At 39.6% G+C, this 22136-nt stretch carries 20 protein-coding genes; 8 read left to right on the top strand and 12 right to left on the bottom strand.

Annotated elements, in window-relative coordinates; genetic code table 11:
* The coding region (locus tag ATS76_RS10905) for an IS4/Tn5 family transposase DNA-binding protein (RefSeq protein WP_201023502.1) at positions 1–532 on the bottom strand (532 nt) is incomplete at its 3' end.
* A 145-nt stretch (positions 533–677) separates the two neighbouring features.
* Complete coding sequence (locus tag ATS76_RS10910) at positions 678–1286, bottom strand: TIGR04211 family SH3 domain-containing protein (RefSeq protein ID WP_058552168.1); 609 nt, start codon at positions 1284–1286, stop codon at positions 678–680.
* A 214-nt stretch (positions 1287–1500) separates the two neighbouring features.
* Here ATS76_RS10910 and ATS76_RS10915 point away from each other — a divergent pair, with 214 nt between their 5' ends.
* Positions 1501–3024: a CYTH and CHAD domain-containing protein gene (locus ATS76_RS10915; RefSeq protein ID WP_058552169.1), complete on the top strand. Its 1524-nt coding sequence runs from the start codon at positions 1501–1503 to the stop codon at positions 3022–3024.
* Complete coding sequence (locus tag ATS76_RS10920) at positions 3024–3716, top strand: START domain-containing protein (RefSeq protein ID WP_058552170.1); 693 nt, start codon at positions 3024–3026, stop codon at positions 3714–3716. The genes ATS76_RS10915 and ATS76_RS10920 overlap by 1 nt, the downstream gene beginning before the upstream one ends.
* A 74-nt stretch (positions 3717–3790) precedes the next feature.
* On the opposite strand, the gene ATS76_RS10925 is transcribed toward ATS76_RS10920, so the two are convergent.
* Positions 3791–5302, bottom strand: coding sequence for a S10 family peptidase (locus ATS76_RS10925; protein WP_058552171.1), 1512 nt, complete (start codon positions 5300–5302; stop codon positions 3791–3793).
* Positions 5303–5691: 389 nt separating this feature from the next.
* On the opposite strand from ATS76_RS10925, the gene ATS76_RS10930 reads away from it, so the two are divergent.
* The 4 genes from ATS76_RS10930 (at position 5692) to mrcB (ending at position 11191) form a co-directional block, all read left to right on the top strand.
* Positions 5692–6915 carry a response regulator gene (locus ATS76_RS10930; RefSeq protein WP_058552386.1) on the top strand — a complete coding sequence of 408 codons (1224 nt, stop codon included), beginning with the start codon at positions 5692–5694 and terminating at the stop codon, positions 6913–6915.
* 212 nt (positions 6916–7127) lie between these two features.
* A complete protein-coding gene (locus ATS76_RS10935; protein WP_004587162.1) occupies positions 7128–7466 on the top strand; it encodes a P-II family nitrogen regulator in 339 nt (112 codons plus the stop codon).
* 9 nt (positions 7467–7475) lie between these two features.
* Positions 7476–8705: an ammonium transporter gene (locus tag ATS76_RS10940; protein ID WP_058552172.1), complete on the top strand. Its 1230-nt coding sequence runs from the start codon at positions 7476–7478 to the stop codon at positions 8703–8705.
* 143 nt (positions 8706–8848) lie between these two features.
* Positions 8849–11191, top strand: a complete 2343-nt coding sequence (gene mrcB / locus ATS76_RS10945; protein ID WP_058552173.1) for a penicillin-binding protein 1B — start codon at positions 8849–8851, stop codon at positions 11189–11191.
* A gap of 71 nt (positions 11192–11262) precedes the next feature.
* On the opposite strand, the gene ATS76_RS10950 is transcribed toward mrcB, so the two are convergent.
* From ATS76_RS10950 to ATS76_RS10970, 5 genes are all read right to left on the bottom strand, one after another.
* On the bottom strand, positions 11263–13104 hold the full coding sequence (locus tag ATS76_RS10950; RefSeq protein ID WP_058552174.1) for a methyl-accepting chemotaxis protein: 1842 nt from the start codon (positions 13102–13104) through the stop codon (positions 11263–11265).
* A gap of 180 nt (positions 13105–13284) precedes the next feature.
* Positions 13285–14565 carry a glutamate-1-semialdehyde 2,1-aminomutase gene (hemL, locus tag ATS76_RS10955; RefSeq protein WP_058552175.1) on the bottom strand — a complete coding sequence of 427 codons (1281 nt, stop codon included), beginning with the start codon at positions 14563–14565 and terminating at the stop codon, positions 13285–13287.
* A gap of 33 nt (positions 14566–14598) precedes the next feature.
* Positions 14599–15615, bottom strand: a complete 1017-nt coding sequence (locus ATS76_RS10960; RefSeq protein WP_006791507.1) for an aspartate carbamoyltransferase — start codon at positions 15613–15615, stop codon at positions 14599–14601.
* Between the two features lie 117 nt (positions 15616–15732).
* Positions 15733–16167 carry a CopD family protein gene (locus ATS76_RS10965; protein ID WP_058404986.1) on the bottom strand — a complete coding sequence of 145 codons (435 nt, stop codon included), beginning with the start codon at positions 16165–16167 and terminating at the stop codon, positions 15733–15735.
* 15 nt (positions 16168–16182) lie between these two features.
* Positions 16183–17865: a chloride channel protein gene (locus tag ATS76_RS10970; protein ID WP_058404987.1), complete on the bottom strand. Its 1683-nt coding sequence runs from the start codon at positions 17863–17865 to the stop codon at positions 16183–16185.
* A 322-nt stretch (positions 17866–18187) separates the two neighbouring features.
* Between ATS76_RS10970 and erpA the strand changes: the two genes are divergently transcribed.
* Positions 18188–18526: an iron-sulfur cluster insertion protein ErpA gene (gene erpA / locus ATS76_RS10975; RefSeq protein ID WP_006791504.1), complete on the top strand. Its 339-nt coding sequence runs from the start codon at positions 18188–18190 to the stop codon at positions 18524–18526.
* 46 nt (positions 18527–18572) lie between these two features.
* Here the strand turns inward: erpA and ATS76_RS10980 are convergent, their stop codons facing one another.
* Positions 18573–18761, bottom strand: coding sequence for a hypothetical protein (locus ATS76_RS10980; protein WP_058552176.1), 189 nt, complete (start codon positions 18759–18761; stop codon positions 18573–18575).
* Positions 18762–19211: 450 nt separating this feature from the next.
* Here ATS76_RS10980 and ATS76_RS10985 point away from each other — a divergent pair, with 450 nt between their 5' ends.
* Positions 19212–19451, top strand: coding sequence for a helix-turn-helix domain-containing protein (locus ATS76_RS10985; RefSeq protein ID WP_006791502.1), 240 nt, complete (start codon positions 19212–19214; stop codon positions 19449–19451).
* A 74-nt stretch (positions 19452–19525) separates the two neighbouring features.
* On the opposite strand, the gene ATS76_RS10990 is transcribed toward ATS76_RS10985, so the two are convergent.
* From ATS76_RS10990 to ATS76_RS11000, 3 genes are read right to left on the bottom strand one after another with little or no spacing between them, the layout of a single operon-like run.
* A complete protein-coding gene (locus ATS76_RS10990) occupies positions 19526–20905 on the bottom strand; it encodes an AmpG family muropeptide MFS transporter (RefSeq protein ID WP_058552177.1) in 1380 nt (459 codons plus the stop codon).
* Positions 20906–20951: 46 nt separating this feature from the next.
* On the bottom strand, positions 20952–21572 hold the full coding sequence (locus tag ATS76_RS10995; RefSeq protein WP_058552178.1) for a peptidylprolyl isomerase: 621 nt from the start codon (positions 21570–21572) through the stop codon (positions 20952–20954).
* A gap of 2 nt (positions 21573–21574) precedes the next feature.
* Positions 21575–22135 carry a YajG family lipoprotein gene (locus tag ATS76_RS11000; protein WP_058552179.1) on the bottom strand — a complete coding sequence of 187 codons (561 nt, stop codon included), beginning with the start codon at positions 22133–22135 and terminating at the stop codon, positions 21575–21577.
* Position 22136 lies beyond the last annotated feature (1 nt).

Genomic DNA, 22136 nt, shown 5'->3' on the forward strand with positions numbered 1-22136 from the left:
CAGCCATCGCTCGTGACGCTAACTCCCACTTGTAACTTTCTTTTTCTTCATAAGAAGTCGTCGCGTGCTTTTCCCTTTTTCCAATCGTGTTGATATTACGGCTCCAGCGAGACTGTTCAATTAATCCCACAACGTGCTTTGTATCTGGCGCAAACAGCAATACGCTATGAGCTAACAAGCCTCGTTGTTTTGCTCCTCGTCCGACATGACCCAAATCATCTCGAATGGAGGAATGTTTATAAATTAGTGTGGTCGTGTCTTCTAATGCGAGCAATAAGTTATGACTTTTGGCCTGTTCAACCGTGGCTTTAAAGCCTGACTTTGCAATAGCCGTTGCGTCAATATTCTCGTTGCGAATAAAGCGGTAGGCACCTTCCATATCGGCGGGGGATTGAGTGATGTTCACAAGCGGTTTTCCTGGTTCATTTGCAAGCGTTGATGCTAACTTTACCAGACGCGCTGTTCTTCTTGGATCACCTAAGTCCGATTTACCGAATTGTTGTTTTGCCCAATGAGTATGTTCGTTAATCATAATGTGCCCTCAAACAAGATTTGAAGATCTGATCATGACATTGGGATTTAGTTCAAAAAAATCCCCGCTAATTTCTTAGCAGGGATTTGTGTATAAGAGACAGCTAATAGCGGCTTTTTTATTGAACAACATTCATTCAATTAATTTATGCCCAACCTTCGTAACGCTTACGGCGCGACAAAACAATGGTTAAAATAATTCCCAAAAATAACCCTAAAAATGCAATCGCACCGCCGTAGGTAAGTAGTTGTCGTTTTTCTTTTGAACTAGCGGCTTCTTTTTGCGTGCGCTCTTGCGCGAGTGTTGTTTGCAGGCTTGTAATTTGCGCTGATAATTGCAGGTTTTGATCGGTTAAGGTTTGATTTTGCTTTTGTAGCTGCGGTAGTTCTATTTGAGCAAGGCGTAAATTTTCCTGCATGGTGCTCATTTCGCTGCTTAAGGTTTGGTATTGTTGATGTAACCCAGGCGTAGTAGAAATAAATTTAGTTTCAATCCAACCTTCGCGGTCTTTGTCGTCCTTTATTTTAATAAAGCCGTTTTCTTCGCCAGACAGTACGGTTATTTTTGTTCCCGCGTCTACAGAGCCTAGTAGTCGATAGTTCTTACTCGCCCCTGAACGCATAAATGTATATAAATTGTCGATGATATAAGCGGTATTTGCATCTGATGAACTCGCTGTTGTTGCTTCATCTTGTGCGTAGCTTATAAACGTAGTGGCTGTTAAAAGTAGCCCGAATAAACAATGTTTTAGCATTTATCTACCTTGTTGTTCTTACTGAGTCCGTTATGAACATGGTTTTTTAATTCACATATGAAGCAAGATAGTAGGGATTTAGCCTTTTAAAAGCAAGGCTGATATTGTAACCCTGTCATAATTAAACCACTCAAAAAAGCTAAAAAATTTGCATTGTTAGAGCGCTTTGTTTATTTTGACCACTTATTTATTTTAAAGGTAATCCGCAAACCGAATGGATACTGAGATAGAACTAAAATTTTTGGTATCAGATGCCGTTGTCCCACTGATCCCCTCACTAATTACTCAATTTGCTAAAACGGTTATTAATAAGCCTTCACGTAGTTTGCAAAATGCTTATTACGATACGCCTAGTCGAGAACTTCGAGCACTTGATATTGGCTTTAGAACCCGTTGTTCTGACAATCAGTGCGAACAAACTATTAAGCTTGCTGGCGAAGTGGTAGGTGGCCTCCATCAGCGCCCAGAATATAACTTACCTATTGATTCCAGCCGCCCTAATTTAATGGCGTTTAGTGCTGACATTTGGCCTCATGGCATGCAGGTAGATGCGATTTCACAAAATTTATTTCCTATTTTTAGCACTAATTTTATTCGTCGTACGTGGTTAATTGAAACGCAAGGCGGTGCAAAAATAGAGGTCGTGCTTGATAAGGGCGAGATTGCTGCTTCTGGGCAAGTTGAGATGATCAGCGAGCTAGAAATAGAATTAATCGAAGGCAGCCGCAATGAACTGTTTGCTTTGGCCGATATTTTAGTTAGCCAAAACTGTATTCGACTCGGTTTGTATTCAAAAGCAGCGCGTGGCTATCGTTTAGCCGACGATAACCCACTTAAGCCTAGTAAGTCGATTGGATTTGTTAAGCTTCCTCGCTCTGCAACCCAAGAAAGCGCTTTAAAAGAAGCAATGAACTTTGGTATTCGGTTTGTGCAAAAGCATGAGCAGTGTTACTTCGATAAACCGAGTTTAAAAACCTTAAAAAGGGTGACTGATGGTATTAGTTTAATTCGTCATACCTTTTGGTTGTTTGACGATATAGTCTCTAAAGACAGCACCGAACAATTACGCACCGAGCTTAAGTGGCTTTTGAGCGAGTTAGCATGGGTAGAAAATGCAATTCAGTTAAAAACTTATACGTCAAAACGTCATGCCTTTTATAAAAAAATAAATGCGGCGCCCGCTTTGGCGCAAGTTATTAACGACTTAAAAGAGCTGCAGCCAAGTATTGATGACATTAATGCGCTGTTTCATAGTGCCCGTTACAATCGTTTATTGCTCTCGTTAACAACGTGGTTGATTGACAAGCAATGGCGAAAAGATTGGGGGCAGGTAGAGCTCCAAGCTGCAGAAAATCCAGTGTCTTCTATTGCTGAAAGATTGTTTAATAAAGACTGGAAAAACTTGCACCAGTTATTGCCAAAAGAGCAAACGCTAGGCGTAGCTGACTACCTTAATTTACGAATGCAGCTTGAAAACAGTTTGCTAAGCGGTAATTGCTTAGGATCGATGTTCGATAAAGAAGAGCGTCTTGAGTTTAGATTGCCGTGGTTAGATATTTCGCATGGTGTTTATGAACTCAGTACCCTTGAGTATTTAAAGCAATTATGCGCAGGCCAAGAAGATGAGCAACTAGCCAAAATTCAATCTTGGTTAGAGCAAAAGTCGGAATACTTAGTCAGTGCAATGGAGCAAAGTAGACTTGCTTCGTTTGACATAGCGCCTTATTGGCAAAAATGATGATAAAGCACTTTTGCAATTTAATCCCAATGCAAAAGTGCATTTGCTTCCTAATTATTTTGTTAAGCTTTGACGCTTACTCTGAGCCCCTTTGGTTATTATACAAAAACGAGCAAGGGGTCAGCATTGAGTATCAGCAATTTTCTGATGATACGTTTGTTGTAAAAGGTCAGCTTAATATTGAAGATGTAACAGCAAATGACTTTTTAGATTTATTAAGTGATACGCGTATTGCGTCAAGTTGGCTTGAAAACACGTCTAAAGTACGTTTAATTAAAGCACTTAGCCCTTCAGAAAACCTCGTTTATAGCTCTATCGACTCTCCTTGGCCTGTTGCAAACCGAGATGCTGTTACCTATTCGTGTTATACAAGATTATCTCCGCAGCAAACTAAGCTTTCTATTGAATCGCGTCCAGAAGAATTGCCATTAACTAAGCGTGTAGTAAGAATTAAAACGCTTAACGCACATTGGTTACTGACACAAAAAAGCGAAGATTTAAATATTGAATATCAGGTTTACGCCTTACCTGGAGGAAATATTCCAACCTGGCTATACAATAAGGTGGGACTTAAAAGTACCTTTAAAACGCTGGTGAATTTACGGACAATGCTAGAAACTAAAAGCTACACCGCACGCGAACCGGTTATTAAAGCTGGCGCTTGTAATTTACGCGAAATAACAGCTAAATAAGTCATTACAAAACAGCAAGGGATTACACCTATAAATGACTCAGTTAAGCCATTTATAGGTGATTGCTCAGTATTTTAATATTTGGCTGATTTAGACTCTTTAGGTAGTGAGTTTTTAATAAACTCTCTTAAGTCGTTATTTGAACTTTCTAAGTCAGCATGGCGAAGGTACATCATGTGCCCACTTCTGTAGCCTTTAAAACTCAAACGATCTTTCATTTTTCCACTTGGATCTAATTGCCACATTGTGTACTTGGCATCAAAGTAATTGGTTGCACCATCGAAATAACCCGCCTGTACCATTACATTTAAGTAAGGGTTTTGAGCCATCGCTAAGCGAAGGTTTTCACCGGTATTATTGCCACTTCTATCCCAAGGATGAACGTTACCAAATAAGTTATATTTTATGTCGGTTTTATAGTTTAACTCTTCGCGCAGGTAGTAATTGATTGCAGGTGTAAACGAGTGTAACCATGAAGTCAGCTCTGCCCAGTAGTCAGGTGAATCTCCTGCATCGCGTTTGTCTATGCCTAGGTAGCGAGAGTCTAAACGGCCGACTGTTTGGCCTCTATCACGTAACAGTTCTTTCCAGAAGTATTGCGTAGGGATATCAAGGTTGTTTTGATCGACAAACGTGTCTGAAAGGCCAGCATACGCAGCCATTTTTTTAATGATACGACGCTTTTCGTCTTGCGCTAAAAAGCCACCTTTTGCTAATGCTGGTATTAATTCGTTTAAAGTAAACTGCTCAACTTCAGGAAGGAGTTCGTCTAAATCTTTTGCTTGTAAATCGGCGTTTAGTGCTTTGTGATACCACGCGGTGGCTGCAAAGTATGGCAAACGATTTGCCGCTTTAACTGGGCCTTCGCGTTTAATTCCAATGTCTGTTGGTGACACTAATACAACACCGTTAATATACATCCATTGGCTATTTTGTAACTCATGTGCAAGGCCCGATACGCGTGTTGTGCCATAGCTTTCGCCAATTAAAAATTTTGGAGAGCGCCAACGCTCTGTTCTATTTACAAAGGTATTTAGCCACTCGCCAAGGTATTTAATGTCGGCGTTAACGCCAAAAAACATCTCTTTTTGTTGCGCTTTAGAAAGCATTTCGCCTTTTTCGTTTTCAATAACTCGCGAATAGCCTGTATTCACAGGGTTTACATAAACAATGTCGGCAACATCAAGTACAGAGTATGGGTTGTCTTTAACACCATAGGGTTGAATAGGGTAGCCTTCATCATCAATTTTTAATACACGTGGGCCGGTGTAGGCTAAGTGCATCCAAACTGAGGCTGAGCCAGGGCCACCATTAAAAGAAATGAGCAATGGACGTTTGGTTCTATCATCAACTTTATCGCGTGTGTAATAGGTGTATTGCAGTGTAGCAACGGCATCGCCTTTGTCGTCCCATACGGGTTGAGTGCCTGTTGCAACCGTATAATTAAAGCGTTGACCATTAATTTTAGCTTTGTGTTGGGTGATAACTTTACTATCTACATCAATACGGCGTTGATTATCAGCATTAGCATGGGTACTGAGCATTAATGCAAAAACCGTGATTGGTAAAATACGACTAAGCTTCATGAGGTATCCTTATTATATTTAATAACTCATTAAAGATAAAAATGAGTGAAATAACAAAGGTAATGAGACTAGCTGCCGATATAAGTGGTTAAGTTAATTAAAATTAGCTGGTAAGTAGGTAAAACGATTATTAATGGCTTAAATATTTGTTTAATTATTTAGCTAATAATTAAAATCAGGTATATTTGCTTGTAGGTTTGTTTTTTTATTATATCTGTCGATTTACAAGCTACTTAATGGAATGTGCTTTAATATTTAAAGCGTTAAATAACAATGACTCTGGATGTTTTTTTACTTATTTTTGCTGCGTAAAGCGTAGTACCGGTAAGTTTTATTATTTTGTATTTGCAGCAAATGTTGCAAAAATAATGAGAACAAAGAGAAGGTCTATGCAAAGAGTACTAGTGGTTGAAGACAGCAAAGTTGTGCAGCAGGTTTTACGCCACTTAACCGCCCAATATTTAGATGTTGCCGTTGATTTTGCTTGGTCTTTAGCTGAGTGCAAGGCTCACGTAGAAAAGTATGACTATTCCCTAGCACTTGTTGACTTAACTCTCCCCGATGCCCCAAATGGCGAAGTTGCCAAATATACACTTTCTAAAGCAATTCCTACGGTTGTGCTTACATCGAAAATAGACGAGTACAAACGTCAGCAAATGCTAGAAGATGGTGTGGTAGATTACGTTATAAAAGATAACCGTGATTCTTATCATTATGCGGTTAAATTGGTTTCTCAACTTTTAAGAAACCAAGGTTGTAAGGCATTAATTGCGGACGATTCTATGTTGAGTCGTTCGTTAATGAAGCAAATGCTCGAAAAGCAATTGTTTGATGTAAGCACCGCGAATGACGGGCAGCAAGCGCTTGAAATATTAAAAGCTGATCCAGATATAAAGCTGCTAATGACCGATTACGCCATGCCCACAATGGATGGCTTTGAGCTAGTTAAAGCAGTTCGTAATTTTAGAGGCCGAGACGATTTAGCTGTAATTGGTTTATCTGGAGCGGGCAAGCACGGTTTATCAGCACGCTTTATAAAATATGGCGCAAACGACTTTTTGACTAAACCCTTTATGAATGAAGAATTTCACTGCAGGGTGTTGCAAACAATGGAACAGTTATCACTGATTGCAGATATCAAAGAAAGTGCTTTTAGAGATCATTTAACCGGTTTATACAATCGACGTTATTTTTATCAATATGCTGAAAAGTTATTAAAAAACCAAAATCAAAATAATACGCTAGCGCTACTCGACGTGGACTTTTTTAAAAATATAAACGATACATTTGGTCACGAAGGCGGCGACCAGGCGCTTAAGCAGGTTGGCTCACTTATTCGCTCAACCTTTGCAAAATTTACTGTAGCAAGGGTGGGTGGTGAAGAATTTGCCATTGTTCTACCTGATATCGATTTAGCCAGAGCACGCGAATATTTAGAAGCGTTTAGAAAAAAAATGGCGAGTTACGATTTTTCTATTAGTGACAAGTCTTGCACGATAACAGCGAGTATTGGGCTTGCAGAGTTTCAAAATACCAATTTAAAAGATGCGATGCGTGTTGCCGACAAGGCGTTATACGAAGCAAAAAGCAAAGGCAGAAACTGTATCGGGTAACTGTTTATATTATAGCGCAATTTTGGGGTCGTTTTTATATGTGCACCAATGTAGCGGAGTTGTTAAAAAAACGCACCTAAATGGTGCGTTTTTTTTGTGGCAAGTTCAGCTTTAACGGTTAAGTTATTGTTTTTAAATTAAATTAAATAGTGGCACAAAGGTTGGATTATGTTACCCAACAGGATAACAATAAAGAGTCCGAGGGGGCCACTATGAAAATGATTAGTGCAATCATAAAACCATTTAAATTAGACGATGTGCGTGAAGCGCTCGCTGATTTAGGAATTGAGGGGATGACTGTAGTTGATGTTAAAGGTTTTGGACGTCAACGAGGTCATACAGAGCTATATCGTGGTGCAGAGTACCAAGTCGATTTTATTCCAAAGATCAAACTTGAAATTGCAACTCGTACAGAAAATTGCCAACGCGTAGTTGAAGCTATCACTAAAATTGCATCAACAGGAAAAATTGGTGACGGCAAAATTTTTGTGTACGACTTAGATCAAATTGTTCGTATCCGTACTGGCGAACTTGACGAAGAAGCAATTTAAGAGGGGCTTATGGAAAATACAATTGTAGAACTTAAATTTTCACTCGATACATTTTACTTTTTGATATCGGGTATATTGGTAATGTGGATGGCAGCAGGTTTTGCCATGTTGGAAGCAGGCTTAGTTCGCTCTAAAAACACCACTGAAATTTTAACTAAAAACATCGCGCTTTATTCAATCGCATGTACCATGTTTTTGTTAGTTGGCTACAACATCATGTATGTAGACAACGCTGAGGGCGGAATCATGCCATCACTGGGTGCGTTAATTGGTACGCAAGCTGCTGATGCCGATCACTCTTTAGAGTCTGACTTTTTCTTCCAAGTGGTTTTCGTTGCAACAGCTATGTCAATTGTATCGGGTGCGGTTGCTGAGCGAATGAAGCTATGGGCTTTCTTAGCATTTACTGTTGTTTTAACTGGCTTTATCTACCCAATGGAAGGTTACTGGACATGGGGCGGTGGTTTCTTGTCTGAAATGGGGTTTGTTGATTTTGCAGGTTCTGCCATTGTTCATGGTGCAGGTGCAGCAGCAGCACTAGCAGGTGTTATTTTGTTAGGCGCTCGTAAAGGTAAATACGGTAAAAACGGTGAAGTTTACCCAATTCCAGGTTCTAACTTGCCACTTGCAACTTTAGGCACATTTATTTTGTGGATGGGTTGGTTTGGTTTTAACGGTGGTTCGCAGTTATTACTATCAGATAAAGAAAACGCAACGGCTGTAGGTCAAATCTTACTTAACACTAACGCGGCAGCGGCAATGGGTGCAATTGCAGCACTATTTGTATGTAAAGTATTATGGGGCAAAGCAGATTTAACAATGGTACTTAACGGTGCGTTAGCGGGCTTGGTTGTTATTACTGCAGACCCTCTTTCACCATCTCCATTAATGGCTTGTTTACTTGGTTTATTAGGTGGTTCGTTAGTTGTATTTAGCATTATAGCTCTAGACAAAATTAAGATTGATGATCCAGTAGGTGCTATTTCTGTACACGGTGTGTGTGGTGCATTAGGTATAATGCTAGTTCCGCTTTCAAACGGTGATGCGAGCATTGTTAATCAGTTAATCGGTTTAGTAACTATATTGGCATTTGTTTTTGTAGCATCGTTAATTGTGTGGGCTATATTAAAATACACAATGGGTATACGTGTTACAGAAGAAGAAGAGCTAAACGGTATGGATCAACACGACTGTGGTGTAGAAGCTTACCCTGAGTTTGTATCTGTTCGTAATAACTAAATTTATATAGTGTGTTCATCAAAGCTCTACTTTAGGTAGAGCTTTTTTTGTTTCAGGGAAGGTTAATTTTTCAGGTGTTAGGGTTATGGCCAATATGCTAAGCTCTCCTTTGTAAATAAACCGTTGGAACACATTACACTTACATGGCTGATAATAAAAAAACACCCAGTAGTAAAACCCCTTCTAAGCGTGCAACGAAAGCAAGCAGTTCGCCACGTAAAACTAAACCCAAATCAACAAAAAAAGCGGCAAAAACTGTGGTTAAACGCTCATTTATGAGAAAAACATGGTCAGTTTTTTGGAAGCTGAGCTTGGCGGTTTTTATTGCTATGACCATGTACCTTATTTATTTAGACTCAAAAACAACACGTGTATTTGAGGGCAATAAATGGCAACTACCAGCACAAGTGTATGCGCGTGCAATGCAGTTTTACCCAGGGCAATTTTTATCAAGTCAAGAGGTGGAATTTGAACTTGAACGTCTAAATTATTCATCGGTTAATCGACTTAGCCGCACTGGCCAATACGTAAAAACGGCCGATAGCATTAAAATTTACCGACGAGAGTTTGAATTTTATGATGGGCTGGAGGAGTCTAAGGTTGTTGAACTGCGTTTTGCGGGACAAAAAGTAGCCTCTGTAAAAGATAAATTTGGTAGGCGCTTGAACAATGCTCGATTAGAACCTGTTCAAATAGCCCGCATTGGTAACGATTCGAAGCAAGATAGAGAATTTGTTCCCCTTGATAAGTTTCCTGCTATGTTAAAAGACACTTTGCTAGTGGTGGAAGACCGTAATTTTTATGAGCACCACGGTGTATCTGTTTTTTCTATTTTACGCGCTCTATATACCAATATTAGAGCAGGGCGAACAGTCCAAGGCGGTAGCACGTTAACGCAGCAACTCGCTAAAAATATATATTTAACCCGTGAACGTTCGCTGCTGCGAAAAATCAATGAGGCGTTTATTGCGCTTATTCTTGATTATCGTTACTCAAAAGACCAAATATTAGAGGCCTACTTAAACGAGGTTTATTTAGGTCAATCTTATAACCAAGGCGTGCATGGCATGGGCTTGGCGTCTGAGTTTTATTTTTCAAAACCAGTAGATGAGCTTGAATACGATCAAATAGCGTTGCTAGTAGCGATGGTGAAAGGGCCGTCTTATTACAATCCTCGCCGCTACAAAGAGCGCACTATGGAGCGTCGCGATTTAGTACTTCGCCTCATGGTTGAAAATAAATTAATAAGCACAAAAGAATACCGAGCATCCCTTAAGCGCTCAATAGATATTGCGCCAATGAAAGAAAGTTTACAAAAATCATACCCAGGGTATTTAGAACTGGTGAACCGTGAATTAAATAAATTACTACCCGACCAGCAAATACTAGATGCTGGTGTTAGGGTGTTTACTTACTTTGATTTACAAAAACAAACAGCAATGGAAAACTCGGTTGAGAAAAGCTTACCTTATTTAGAGAAACGCCCTAAAACAGATAAGCTTGAGGTTGCTATGATCTCTGTAAATTCAGATAAAGGTGGCGTATCGGCCCTTGTAGCAGGGCGCGACGTTCGATATTCAGGCTTTAATAGAGTGCTAGATACAAAAAGAAATATAGGGTCTTTAGTTAAGCCTGCAGTTTATTTAACAGCACTACAATCACCAAATTATAATTTAGCCACATTACTTGATGATTCGCCGTTACAGGTAACCAATGAGGAAGGTAATGTATGGCAGCCTGAAAACTTTGATCGTCAGTACCGTGGTGCAATACCGCTTTATCAAGCATTTAGTAATAGTATTAATATACCAGCTGTTAATTTAGGCTTAGATATAGGGGTGGATAAAGTTGCAAATACACTTAAATTACTCGGTGTGGATGATCAAATAGATGAATACCCATCTTTACTCTTAGGAGCTTTAGAGTTATCGAGTTTTGATGTAGCTCAGCTTTACACCACTATTGCAAATGACGGTGAGTATAAGAAGTTGACGTCTATTTCAGCACTAACCGACTCTGTAGGTAACGTGCTATATAAACATCAGGTGAGTGCAGAGCCTCGTGTTGATAAAGCGTCTGTATACATGACTAAGTATGCAATGAAACGCGTAACAAAAGACGGCACAGCCAAGCGTTTAAATTTACACTTTCCGTCTATTCAATTAGCTGGCAAAACAGGCACCAGCAACGATTTGCGCGACAGCTGGTTTGCTGGATTTGATCAAAATACGGTAACTGTTGCATGGCTTGGCCGCGATGATAATAAAAGCACAGGTTTAACTGGCAGCGTAGGGGCGCTTGAGGCTTATATTCGTTATTTAAAACCACTTAACCCACAAGCTATTGCTGATACTCGTCCCCCTTCAATCCGTTGGGCTTTTGTAAACGAACACACAGGTAAACAAGCTCCGCCAGGATGTGGCAAAGTGATCCAACTTCCATTAAGAGTTAGTGAATTTGAGCCAAGGCCTCGCTGTATAAAATGATAACTCAAATAACAAAGCCGCTATTTAGCGGCTTTGTTATTTATAGATATTAAAGCTATAGATATTAAAAGTTAAGACTTAAAAAAGCGCATTGACGTTGTTAAATCATTCGATAAGCGTGAAAGCTGCTCGGCGTCTTGCAGCGTTGATTGTGCTGAGACGAGTGTATGGTCAGCTAAGTTATTTACTTCTTGCGAGTCATTTAGAGCCTGAGTTGTCGCATTGGCTTGTTGTTTAACTCGTTCAGCGATTACCTCGCCTTGATGTTTTATATCACCCATACTACTTTCCGCACTTTGCAGTACCGTATTTGTTTGGTTTGCGGCTTCAACAGATAACTCCATTTTTTCAACGCTTGAACGCATTTTCACTTGTGTATCGTCAGATGCTTTTTGCAAAGAGCTGATAATTTGGTGAATTTCTTGTGTTTGTGTTTGAGTACGTAACGCAAGTGTTCTTACCTCATCTGCGACTACCGCAAAACCTCGTCCGTGTTCACCGGCTCTGGCCGCTTCAATTGCTGCATTTAGCGCTAATAAGTTTGTTTGGTCGGCAATTTCACTGATCCCTTTACTGACTTTGCTTATTTCTTGACTATCTTGGGCTAGTCGGTCGAGTGCTTGTTGGCTTTCGGTAAACTCCATTTTTAAGTCTTGCATATATTGAGCAAGCTCCATGGTATTACTCGACCCTTGTTTTACATGCTCTGCGGCGTTTTGAGCGGTGAGGGTTGCTTGATGAGCCGATTCTTCAATTGTATGTGCAGTTTGCGCCATATCGCTTAATGCATAGCTAATTGCATTTACCCGCGTTTGCTGTTTTATTACGTCGTCGCTGGTTTGGCTACTGGCATGCGAAAGAGACTTAGTGGCATCGCAAAGTGCTTTTGTGCTGGTTTTAACATCTGAAAGTAAATGTGAAAATGCACTAAGTAGGGCGTTGTACTGCTCAGCAATAACACTCATTTCGTCATTACCATGTGAGTTAAGAGTTGCATTTAGATCACCGTTAGCGGCCTTAGTGGCTGCTTTAGAGAATCGACTGATGGTATCAACGACTGCAAAATAAAATCCAACCATTAAATAAAGTGCAAATAATAAACTCATTATAGAGGCAACTAATACGGTGTTTCGGGTCCACTGCTGACCTTTTATTTTATTGCTAATTAACGACTCTAAAGTTGGAATACTTGTGTTGATTAAAGCGCTAATATTTTTTTGAACATTGTCAGTGAGTGCTGAAAATTCACGCTGAGTTAACTCTATGTCGTCGGGTTCAAGTAGTTTTTTATCTATCGCGTTCTTAAATGCTGAGACTGATTTTTGTAGTTCATTTAAAGTGGGAGAAAGCACTTTATTTACCGATTTATCCGCTGACGTTGCAATAGCGAGTGTTTTTAAAAGTTGCTGCTCAAATTGGGGTAACGATTTACTTAGGTTAGAAAGTGCAATAAAGGTATCTGGGGTAAATTGGTTATTGTTCAGTACTGTATTTGCGCTCGCGGCGGTTAGGTTTATTTGAGTGATAAAAGCAGGGACACGGGTTACCAACGCGCGATTTAAATAGGCACTGGCCAGTTCACTATCAAGCGCTAAATTAGATTGAATTGACACAAGCTCAAGAACATCTTCGGCTTCATTGTCATTTATTTTGAAGCCTAGTGCTCTTGCTATATTGATGTTTTTGTCCGTTTCACCCTTTATTTGGTTAGTGAGTATTGCCTGATAGCCTTTTAAGCCTTGCTGTTCCATTTTTGATACATGAATACTTTTGCTCAATAACGACACTAGAAAAAACATGCTCAGTGCAAGTGGGATCAAGAGAATACCAAATGTAATACTTATTTTTGCTTTGTATTTTAGGTTCGCCATTAATCGCGTTGCAGGCGCAGCAAACTGCCGTAATCCAGACATAAGATTCTCTTGTAATTAATAAAGTAGGGTGAAGATAACTAGACCTTGTTATGCTTGATTATCATTCAATTGTATCAATTTACAAATAAAAAAAGCCCTTAAAGGGCTTTTTCAATCTTTAGTATTGATTGCCTGTTTTAAAAAGTAGGTATATAACCCCTGTTTAGGCAACGCTGGTGATTAAAGTTTTGCGAAACAGCGCTCTGCTGCAGCTATAGTTTCTTGGACTTCCTGCTCTGTGTGTGCAGCACATACAAATCCAGCCTCAAATGCTGACGGTGCAAGGTATACACCTTCTTCAAGCATAAGATGGAAAAAGCGTTTAAAACGCTCTAGGTCACACTCAGTCGCTTGTTTGTAAGTGGTTACTTTTTCTTCGTCAGTAAAGAAAAAGCCATACATGCCGCCCGCGTAGTTTGTTGTAAGAGCGATACCCGCTTTTTTAGCGCCTGCTTCAAAGCCTTCGCATATGGCTTTTGAAATCGCTTCCAGCTTATCGTGTAAACCCGGTTCACTTAATAGCTCTAATGATTTTAAACCTGCAGCCATAGCAATTGGATTACCCGACAGTGTGCCTGCTTGATATACTGGGCCAACGGGCGCAATGTAATCCATAATCTCGGTTTTACCGCCAAATGCGCCGACCGGCATGCCGCCGCCAATAACTTTACCTAAACAGGTTAAGTCTGGCTTTATGTTGTAATATGCTTGCGCGCCACCTAATGCTACGCGAAAACCTGTCATTACTTCATCAAAAATAAGTACCGACTTGTATTCATCACATACTGCACGTAGGCCTTCTAAAAAGCCTTCAACAGGTGGAATACAGTTCATGTTACCCGCTACAGGTTCAACGATAATACAGGCAATTTCGTCTGCGTATTTTTCAAAAATTGCTTTTACTTCTTCAATATTATTAAACGATACCGTTAATGTATGTTTAGCAAAATCTTCAGGAATACCTGGTGAATTAGGCACGCCCATAGTTAAAGCACCCGAGCCCGCTTTAACCAAAAGCGAATCGGCATGGCCGTGGTAACAACCTTCAAATTTTAGGATTTTATCGCGGTTTGTAAATCCACGTGCTAGGCGAATTGCGCTCATTGTTGCTTCTGTACCAGAGCTAACCATGCGCACTTTTTCAATTGACGGTACAAGCGCTTTTACTTTCTCAGCCATTAAAATTTCAGCTTCAGTTGGCGCGCCATAGCTTAGGCCGTTTTCAACTGCTTCATGAACCGCTTGTTTTATAGCAGGGTGATTGTGGCCCATGATCATTGGGCCCCACGAACCTACGTAATCAATATAACGATTACCATCGGCATCAAACGTGAATGCACCTTCTGCTTTTGTAATAAATAGTGGTGTGCCACCTACGCCATTAAAAGCGCGCACTGGTGAGTTTACGCCACCAGGAATAGAGGTTTGAGCGCGTTCAAATAAGTCTTGGCTAATTGTCATGAAAAATCCTATAAATTGTCACTTAAAAAAAGGTTAGCTGTCGCGTTTGCGGCTAAACCAAGGCACGTCTACTTCATATTGCTCAACTTTATTTTCTACGCCGAGCGTTAAAGCAAACAATGCCATACGAATTAATACGCCGTTTTGTACTTGGCGAAATATAGCTAAATTGTCGTTGCTGTTTAAGTCGTTATCAAGCTCGTTAGCTTCAGTACGACTATCACGAGGAAGCGGATGCATTAGCACCGAATTAGGCTTACAGTGTGCGTTGTAAATTGACTGGCTAATTCTAAATCCGCCACGGTATTTGTTTGCTTCTTCTTGAGATGGAAAGCGTTCTTCTTGAATACGTGTTTGATACACAATATCGGCCGCTAAGTTGCCTTCCATTTTGTTCACTAGTTCAATTTTATGGCCAGCGTTTTCTACTGCATCTAAAATACTGGTTGGCATTTGCAAGCCATCGGGTGCCACCATTGAAAACTTAACGTTTTTGTAATGACACAATAGTTTTGATAACGAATGAACAGTACGGCCATATTTCAAATCGCCAACCAAAGCGATGTGCATGCCATCAATGTTTTGATCAAAGCGATGTAACTCACGTTCAATCGTTAGTAGGTCGAGCAGTGCTTGAGTAGGGTGTTCATTTGGGCCGTCACCGCCATTGATAACAGGGACGGTACAGCCTTCGGCAAATTCACTAACCGAACCTGCATCTGGGTGGCGCATTGCCACTGCATCTGCATAAGCTGATATAACACGCGCTGTATCGTACAAAGACTCACCTTTAGCAAGGGCTGAACTTTGCATGCCGGTTGTTTCACGCACGCCTCCACCAAGCAGGTTAAACGCAGTACCAAAGCTAACGCGTGTACGTGTGCTAGGTTCAAAAAACAAATTAGCTAAAATAGCGCCTTCAAGTACCGTTGTTTGCTTTTGCTTTTTAGCGTAAGGCTCCATCTTTTTTGCTACTGCAAAAATACGTTCAATGCAGTCTCTGTCTAACTGATTAACAGACAGAATATGTTCACCTTGGAAACTTAACATGGGGTTATTCCTAGTTTTTCAAAAGGGCGCGATAATCCATAAAATGGGGCACGCAATCGCGCATATTAGATTTTAAATAGTATGTAATTAATATGGTATTTGGTTGTACCAAAGCGCTTAAAGGCTCGGTTTAATTACTGCCAGTGCAACTATAATAAGTAGCGCGATAACAGGTAATTCATTAAAAATTCGGTAAAAACGATCTGTTTTAGTATTTCTGTCGTGTTTAAAGTCGGCTAATAATTTAAAACAGTACGCATGATACAAATATAAAATAATGACTAGTACAAGCTTGTAGTGCAGCCACATGCTGTATTTAAACCATTCACGACCATACTCAACAATTGTTAGTACACCAAAAAGGGCCGTTAAAATAGCAAATGGCGTTACAAAATAAAGGAGCCTGCGTTCCATTACTTTTAGCATAGAGTTACATGCACGCTCTTGGCTCATTGCGTGGTAAACAAATAATCGTGGTAAGTAAAAAATGCCTGCAAACCATGCAATCATAAAAAATATATGCAGCGTTTTATAAATCAGTAATGCGCTCATAGTAACCCTTATTATTTATAGTAAGCTGTTACGAATGGTCAAAATATGATGAATTTGATCCCAACGTAATAAGCCCATTATTTGTTGATTATCTAGTAGATTATGCACGTACAGAGCGCCACTTCGCTTGTCTTTTAGCATATCAAAGGCATCAGCTAACGTTGCTTGACTGCTAATACCTTGTAAATTTACATAGTTAAGATTTATTGCTTGATCAGACATTAAGCTTAAATCGTATTCCGCGAGGCGATAACCGTTTTCTTCGTCAAACACAATGAGCGGTGTTTGGCTATCCATAGCGTCGAGCGTATTTTTTATTTGCTCTTTGTCGTTCGAAAAAAGCAATTTAAAGTTTTCATCCATATCATCCATTATCCCCACCTTTTGTAGTGCCTCAGTGGCGGGCGAAACATGATAGGGAAGGCCCTGAAAATCTAGTTGTTGCAAAAATATAGAGCGATTACCAAATACTTGTAATGCGGTTACATACGCCGTTGTTATAACAAGCATGGCCGGTACAATTATTTCAGGCGACGATGTAAGTTCCATCACTGTTGTTAACGCGGCAAGTGGCGCATGTAATGTCGCGGCCATTAATCCTGCCATGCCCAATACACCGTAGGTACCAGCTATATCCGTACCTGGGCTAATAAACTGGGCAAAAAACGCCATCATAGTCCCAACTAAAACACCTAACCCAATAACAGGACCAATTAACCCTCCCGGTATACCTAAACCTATCGCAAATAGCGTGGCTAGTAACTTTGCAATCAAGATAGTGGTAAGTAGCTGAACGTTATCAGGAGACTCCACCGCTATAGCGATTGCACTCATACCTGAGCCCATAGCTTGAGGAACGGCATAAGCAATCAAACTTGCAATACAACCTGCAATGAGTAAACGAGGAAACATACTTAAAGGTTTAAATGTTTTAATAATTAACATTAAGTTTTGATTAAAGCTGTATGCAATAGCGCCCAGTGCCATGCCGCATAAAATTAAATATGGATAGTGCCAGCCGCTCAAAGGAGCAATTGTTATGAGTGCAAGCTCTGACCCTTCGCCAAAGACGAACTGAGTAGCAAGCGCGCCTGTTACTGCAGCAAGCATAATAGGCACAAAAATATGAACTTTATATTCTCTTAACACCACTTCCATAACAAAAATAACGGCGGCAAGAGGTGTATTAAAGGATGCTGCAATACCCGCAGCAACACCACAGCCGCTTAATGTTCGCATGGCATTGTGAGGCAGGTGGAGTTTATCGGCTAAAATACTGGCTCCAGTTGCTCCCATATGAACAGATGGACCTTCACGTCCAACCGAAAAGCCACTGATTAATGCCAGAGCACCCCCAACAAATTGGTTGAGTGTATTGTATAAAGGCATTTGCCCGTAGTGACGTTTAATGCGATGAATTACGAATGGGATACCTAACCGGTAATGTTTGAAACCAGTAAAAGCTGCAAATGAAGCAATTAAAAATGCGGCAATTAAAGGCATTAAAACGCGTTCAAGTGTAGGTAAGGTTGTGAAGTCGTCTGGTGTTTCTAAAAATAAGCTTTGAAAAAAAAGAATTGTTAGGCGGAATAAAATAATAAAAAATGCAGCAATTAACCCAGCAACTACGCCTAATAGGCATAATTGTACAGATGTTTTAGGTTGTGCGAGTCGACGCCTGAGCTGCTCCAGCCACATGCATTATTTCCTCAGTGCATTTTTCAGCTGTATTTTAGCAAAAGCCAACCACTAAGTCCTTGTGATTTTATAAAATTATTAGCTTAAATTAACTATTTAGGGCAAATAGTAAAACTAAGGCTTTTTAGTTAAAATAATTACTCATTTAATATGCCACTCGTTGCATATTAAAGTGCTGCATTTTTTAGTACACATAACTGATATTCAGACATTTTTTAATGTATTTATGGATATAACTTAGAGCAAAGCGTTAATTGACTATACTTGATTAAAACACTCGGGTATTGGATAATCACACCATTACGATATTGAGGGTTTTAAAATGTCAGAAGAATTACCAATTCAGTTTAGCGATGCCGCTGCTGTTCGTGTTAAACAATTAATCGACGAAGAAGAAAACCCGGAACTGAAACTGCGTGTTTACGTAACCGGTGGTGGGTGTTCTGGTTTTCAGTACGGTTTTACTTTTGATGAGAAAGCAAACCCAGGCGATTTAGAAATTGTTAAAAATGGCGTAACTTTAGTGGTTGATCCTATGAGCATTCAATATTTAGTTGATGGTGTGGTTGACTATACTGAGGGCTTAGAAGGCGCGCGCTTTTTTGTATCTAACCCGAACGCAACCACGACGTGTGGGTGTGGCGCAAGCTTCAGTGTGTAAATACAGAACAATATATAAAAAGCCGCATTAGCGGCTTTTTTAATGCCTATAAATTAGTGGGAGCGTACTCTGTTATTTGCATTATTAATACAAAAAACCCTAATACAAATGCCGACAGCGCTAAAATATATAGAAAGCCTTTCTTACCTTGCTTAATAGAAACCCCATTGTGACGCAAGAAAAAGTACCACCCTGCGCATAAAATAATAGGTAATAAAAAAAGAAGCCTGAACATTATGTAACCTTTTCTGCGTTGATTATTGTCTAATATTAAACATAAAACGTTAATATGAAATAAATTTGTTATAAAAATTGTGTGCTAATATTTTAAGAATATTACATTTATTTTTAATGATTTTGATAACTTAGCTGAAATATTCAGTGTTTGTAAATGTTTGCCTAGGTTGATTTTGAGTTGAAAAGACAATTAACTATTTAACCAAAGTGTTAATAGTATATAATGTATCCAAGAATGAGACGGGCAAAATTTCATTCTAATAACAAAAACCTTTTACCACATTTTAAGCGTCATTTTTTAGCTATGTGGGTGGGAGTGAGTAGCAACAAGTGCTTTAAGAAGCGATAGATTGCTATTTAAAACATAAGTTACTGCTTACTTGCCTACAGCTATGATAACGACTGCTGCTTTTGTGGGGTTGTCTAATCGTCTAGTAGGAGATGTAAAATGATGGGGAAAACTGTTTCTTCAGAAGAGAACGCTAAGTTAACAACATGGCTTAAAAGTAAACGCCATGAAAAAGGCCACACAATGAGAAGCCTTGCACAAGTGCTTGGAACACCTCACTCGTTTATCGGCAAAATTGAAAATCAAGAACGCCGTTTAGATGTAGTTGAGTTTGTTCGTTATTGTACTGCGCTAGAAGTTGACCCACATGAAGCACTAAGCCTGCTTAAAGTAGATTAATAGTGTATTGCTTAGTTCATTTAGGGGCATATTAAATGTGCTAAGCAAAATATTAATGCATGGATGCATTAAGCCTAATAATTACTATGGTAGTTTTTCTCAAGCTCATAAAGTTTATGTCTTATCGCATACAAAAATAGTAAAGAGGGAAGCACCATTAAAGCGGTTAATACAAAAAATAACGACCAATTTCCCATTAGCCAATCATCAATTACAACCCCACTGTAACTCGAAAGCAATGTTCTACCTAAGTTCCCCAGCGACGCCAACAACGCATAATGTGTTGCACTAAACGCTCTGTCACATAGCATAGATATAAACGCGACCATAGCAACGAGAGACCATGCTTGTGTGAAGCCATCAATTACTATAGCAAAAGCATATAAACCTAAGTTAGGGCCCACTAGTGCAATAGCAGAAAAGGCTAAATTGGATGCAGCCATGGCTACACCACTAACAAATAATCCTTTAACAATGCCATACTTTTGGTTAAACAAGCTGCCTACAAAGGTAAAGGCAATGGTAAGTACTGCTGTGCCAACTTTTGAAAAAGTAGCTATATCGCTATTGCTAAAACCTATTTCTTTATAAAAAACAATCGACATTCGTCCTAAAAACGCTTCGCCAATTTTAAATAAGAAAATAAAAGCAAGTAGTGCGAGTGCAGTTTTAACCCCATTTTTTGCAAAAAATGTTTTAAAAGGATCAATAATAGTAACAACCAACCAGGCAACGACTTTATTGAGAGGTGTTTGATTAATATTGGCAAGCTTTTCAATGTAAACACGTTCTAGTTCTTCGTGAACGGCTTCTCTATTAGAGGCGGGCTCTTTAGCAAATAGCACTCCTCCCATTAATACCAATATCACAGCAGCTAAAAAGTAGTAAACTTGTGGCCAACCAAGTGAAGGAATATCTGCCATATAAAATGGAATTGCACCTAATAACGCGTAGCCTGTCCACCACCCTGAGGTGGCCATGGCTGCGGCAGCAGTTGCTTTGTGTGATTCACTTTCGCTTAAGGTATCTATTCTGAATGCGTCTATTGCAATGTCTTGTGTAGCAGATGCAATTGCAATTAATAAACACAGTGCTGCAGCAATCGCCAAGTTAGCTTTGAGGTCAAGGCCAGCAAGAAATAATGTGCCTAAAAACATAAAGCTTTGGCAAAACAATATCCAGCTACGGCGTTGGCCTAGCCACTTATATAAAATAGGCAGTTTTGTACGGTCGATTAAGGGCGACCACAAAAAGTTGATGCTGTAAGCGCCAAAAACAATACCAAATAAGCCAATCATGCTTCGGCTCAGGCCTTCATCTTTTAGCCAGGCCGACATTACAGAGCCAATTAATACCCAGGGAAAACCACTGCTAATACCGAAAATAAACACATTAATTAAACGTTTATCTTTAAAATACGAAAAGTATTCGCTGAAAGAGAGAGTATTGCTCATAGGGCCTTCATTGGCGAGTGGGCACAGTTTTACTGCACCTCATTAATTATAATGGTGTTGGTTCAATCATTTTAATATTTAAAATAACCACCGGTGTTTCTGGCACAAAGTCATAACCAATTTTTTCATTATAAACTGTTTTAACAGCCATAATTTTATCTAGGGTTTCGTATCCTTCCATTACAGTTCCAAATACCGCAAATCCCCAGTCTCTTCCTGGGTTTAAATGGTCATTGTTATCCATGTTAAAGAAAAACTGGCGAGTACCGGAATGCGGTTGTCTGTCTTGGTATGCCATGGAAATGCTGTACATATCATTCTTCAGGCCGTTCCCGCTTTCATTAAAAATAGGGTCGTTTTGATGTAAACCTTCCATGTCTTTGTCATATCCACCACCTTGAATAACAAAGTCGCGTTCGTTTTCTTCGTCGCGTTCCACGCGATGAAAAATACTACCCTGATAACTTTTATCTGAAACATAAGTTAAAAAGTTATTGACTGTAATAGGGGCCCGAGAACGGTCTAGCTCAACAATAATGCTGCCTAGCGATGTTACTATTTCAACACGTGGAAACATATTGTCTTTTTGTACAAATCTGCCCTCTTGAGCGGCTAGACTTGCGGCGCTCAAACACAGGGCTAAACAAAGTATAAAAAATCGTTTCATGGTTAACCTTCTAAAAACTGTATTAATTCAGGGTCAGACACAATGCGGGTTATCATTTGTTCAGTCAACTTATTGAGTTGACCTTCTATTTTTGCTCTGTCATGTCCAAGCGGGCCTTCTAGCGCTGCATTACCGCTATACTGTTTAGTAAAATTACTTGTAGCACGAACTACACGAACACTCAGTTCAATTTTAGCTTCACTTTTATGGCTCACTAAGGTTTCAGTAACCACTGCTTGTAAGGCATTTATATCTAGCTCAAATCGAGTAGTTGCTAAATTTGAAATACTTGCACCATTGCGGCTAAGAGCACTATCTAAAGCACTTTTAATTGACTCAGTAATACCTTGGCTGGCAAATGTTTTTGTTTTGCCCGAGTCAACTAGAGTGAGGGTCGATGTATCGCCACGTACATCAATAACACTCGTGCTCAGGCTGCTATTTATAGTGCTTACTTGGCCATTTTGGTAAACTGGGTTAAGTATTACTTGGCTAGGTTGGTTTGCACAGCCTGCTAAAATAAAAAATGCAGCACAGCCAAATATACGGTTTATTACTGTCATT

This window comes from Pseudoalteromonas sp. 10-33 (assembly GCF_001469195.1).
Lineage (GTDB): Bacteria > Pseudomonadota > Gammaproteobacteria > Enterobacterales > Alteromonadaceae > Pseudoalteromonas.

Bases quoted from the DNA above. Each gene is read 5' to 3' on its own strand.
- ATS76_RS10980 (WP_058552176.1), bottom strand. From the start codon at position 18,761: ATGTTCAGGCTTCTTTTTTTATTACCTATTATTTTATGCGCAGGGTGG.
- ATS76_RS10930 (WP_058552386.1), top strand. From the start codon at position 5,692: ATGCAAAGAGTACTAGTGGTTGAAGACAGCAAAGTTGTGCAGCAGGTT.
- hemL (WP_058552175.1), bottom strand. From the start codon at position 14,565: ATGACAATTAGCCAAGACTTATTTGAACGCGCTCAAACCTCTATTCCT.
- mrcB (WP_058552173.1), top strand. From the start codon at position 8,849: ATGGCTGATAATAAAAAAACACCCAGTAGTAAAACCCCTTCTAAGCGT.
- ATS76_RS10915 (WP_058552169.1), top strand. From the start codon at position 1,501: ATGGATACTGAGATAGAACTAAAATTTTTGGTATCAGATGCCGTTGTC.
- ATS76_RS10985 (WP_006791502.1), top strand. From the start codon at position 19,212: ATGATGGGGAAAACTGTTTCTTCAGAAGAGAACGCTAAGTTAACAACA.
- ATS76_RS10965 (WP_058404986.1), bottom strand. From the start codon at position 16,167: ATGAGCGCATTACTGATTTATAAAACGCTGCATATATTTTTTATGATT.
- ATS76_RS10960 (WP_006791507.1), bottom strand. From the start codon at position 15,615: ATGTTAAGTTTCCAAGGTGAACATATTCTGTCTGTTAATCAGTTAGAC.
- ATS76_RS10990 (WP_058552177.1), bottom strand. From the start codon at position 20,905: ATGAGCAATACTCTCTCTTTCAGCGAATACTTTTCGTATTTTAAAGAT.
- ATS76_RS10995 (WP_058552178.1), bottom strand. From the start codon at position 21,572: ATGAAACGATTTTTTATACTTTGTTTAGCCCTGTGTTTGAGCGCCGCA.
- erpA (WP_006791504.1), top strand. From the start codon at position 18,188: ATGTCAGAAGAATTACCAATTCAGTTTAGCGATGCCGCTGCTGTTCGT.
- ATS76_RS10935 (WP_004587162.1), top strand. From the start codon at position 7,128: ATGAAAATGATTAGTGCAATCATAAAACCATTTAAATTAGACGATGTG.
- ATS76_RS10920 (WP_058552170.1), top strand. From the start codon at position 3,024: ATGATAAAGCACTTTTGCAATTTAATCCCAATGCAAAAGTGCATTTGC.
- ATS76_RS10940 (WP_058552172.1), top strand. From the start codon at position 7,476: ATGGAAAATACAATTGTAGAACTTAAATTTTCACTCGATACATTTTAC.
- ATS76_RS10950 (WP_058552174.1), bottom strand. From the start codon at position 13,104: ATGTCTGGATTACGGCAGTTTGCTGCGCCTGCAACGCGATTAATGGCG.
- ATS76_RS10970 (WP_058404987.1), bottom strand. From the start codon at position 17,865: ATGTGGCTGGAGCAGCTCAGGCGTCGACTCGCACAACCTAAAACATCT.
- ATS76_RS10925 (WP_058552171.1), bottom strand. From the start codon at position 5,302: ATGAAGCTTAGTCGTATTTTACCAATCACGGTTTTTGCATTAATGCTC.
- ATS76_RS10910 (WP_058552168.1), bottom strand. From the start codon at position 1,286: ATGCTAAAACATTGTTTATTCGGGCTACTTTTAACAGCCACTACGTTT.
- ATS76_RS11000 (WP_058552179.1), bottom strand. From the start codon at position 22,135: ATGACAGTAATAAACCGTATATTTGGCTGTGCTGCATTTTTTATTTTA.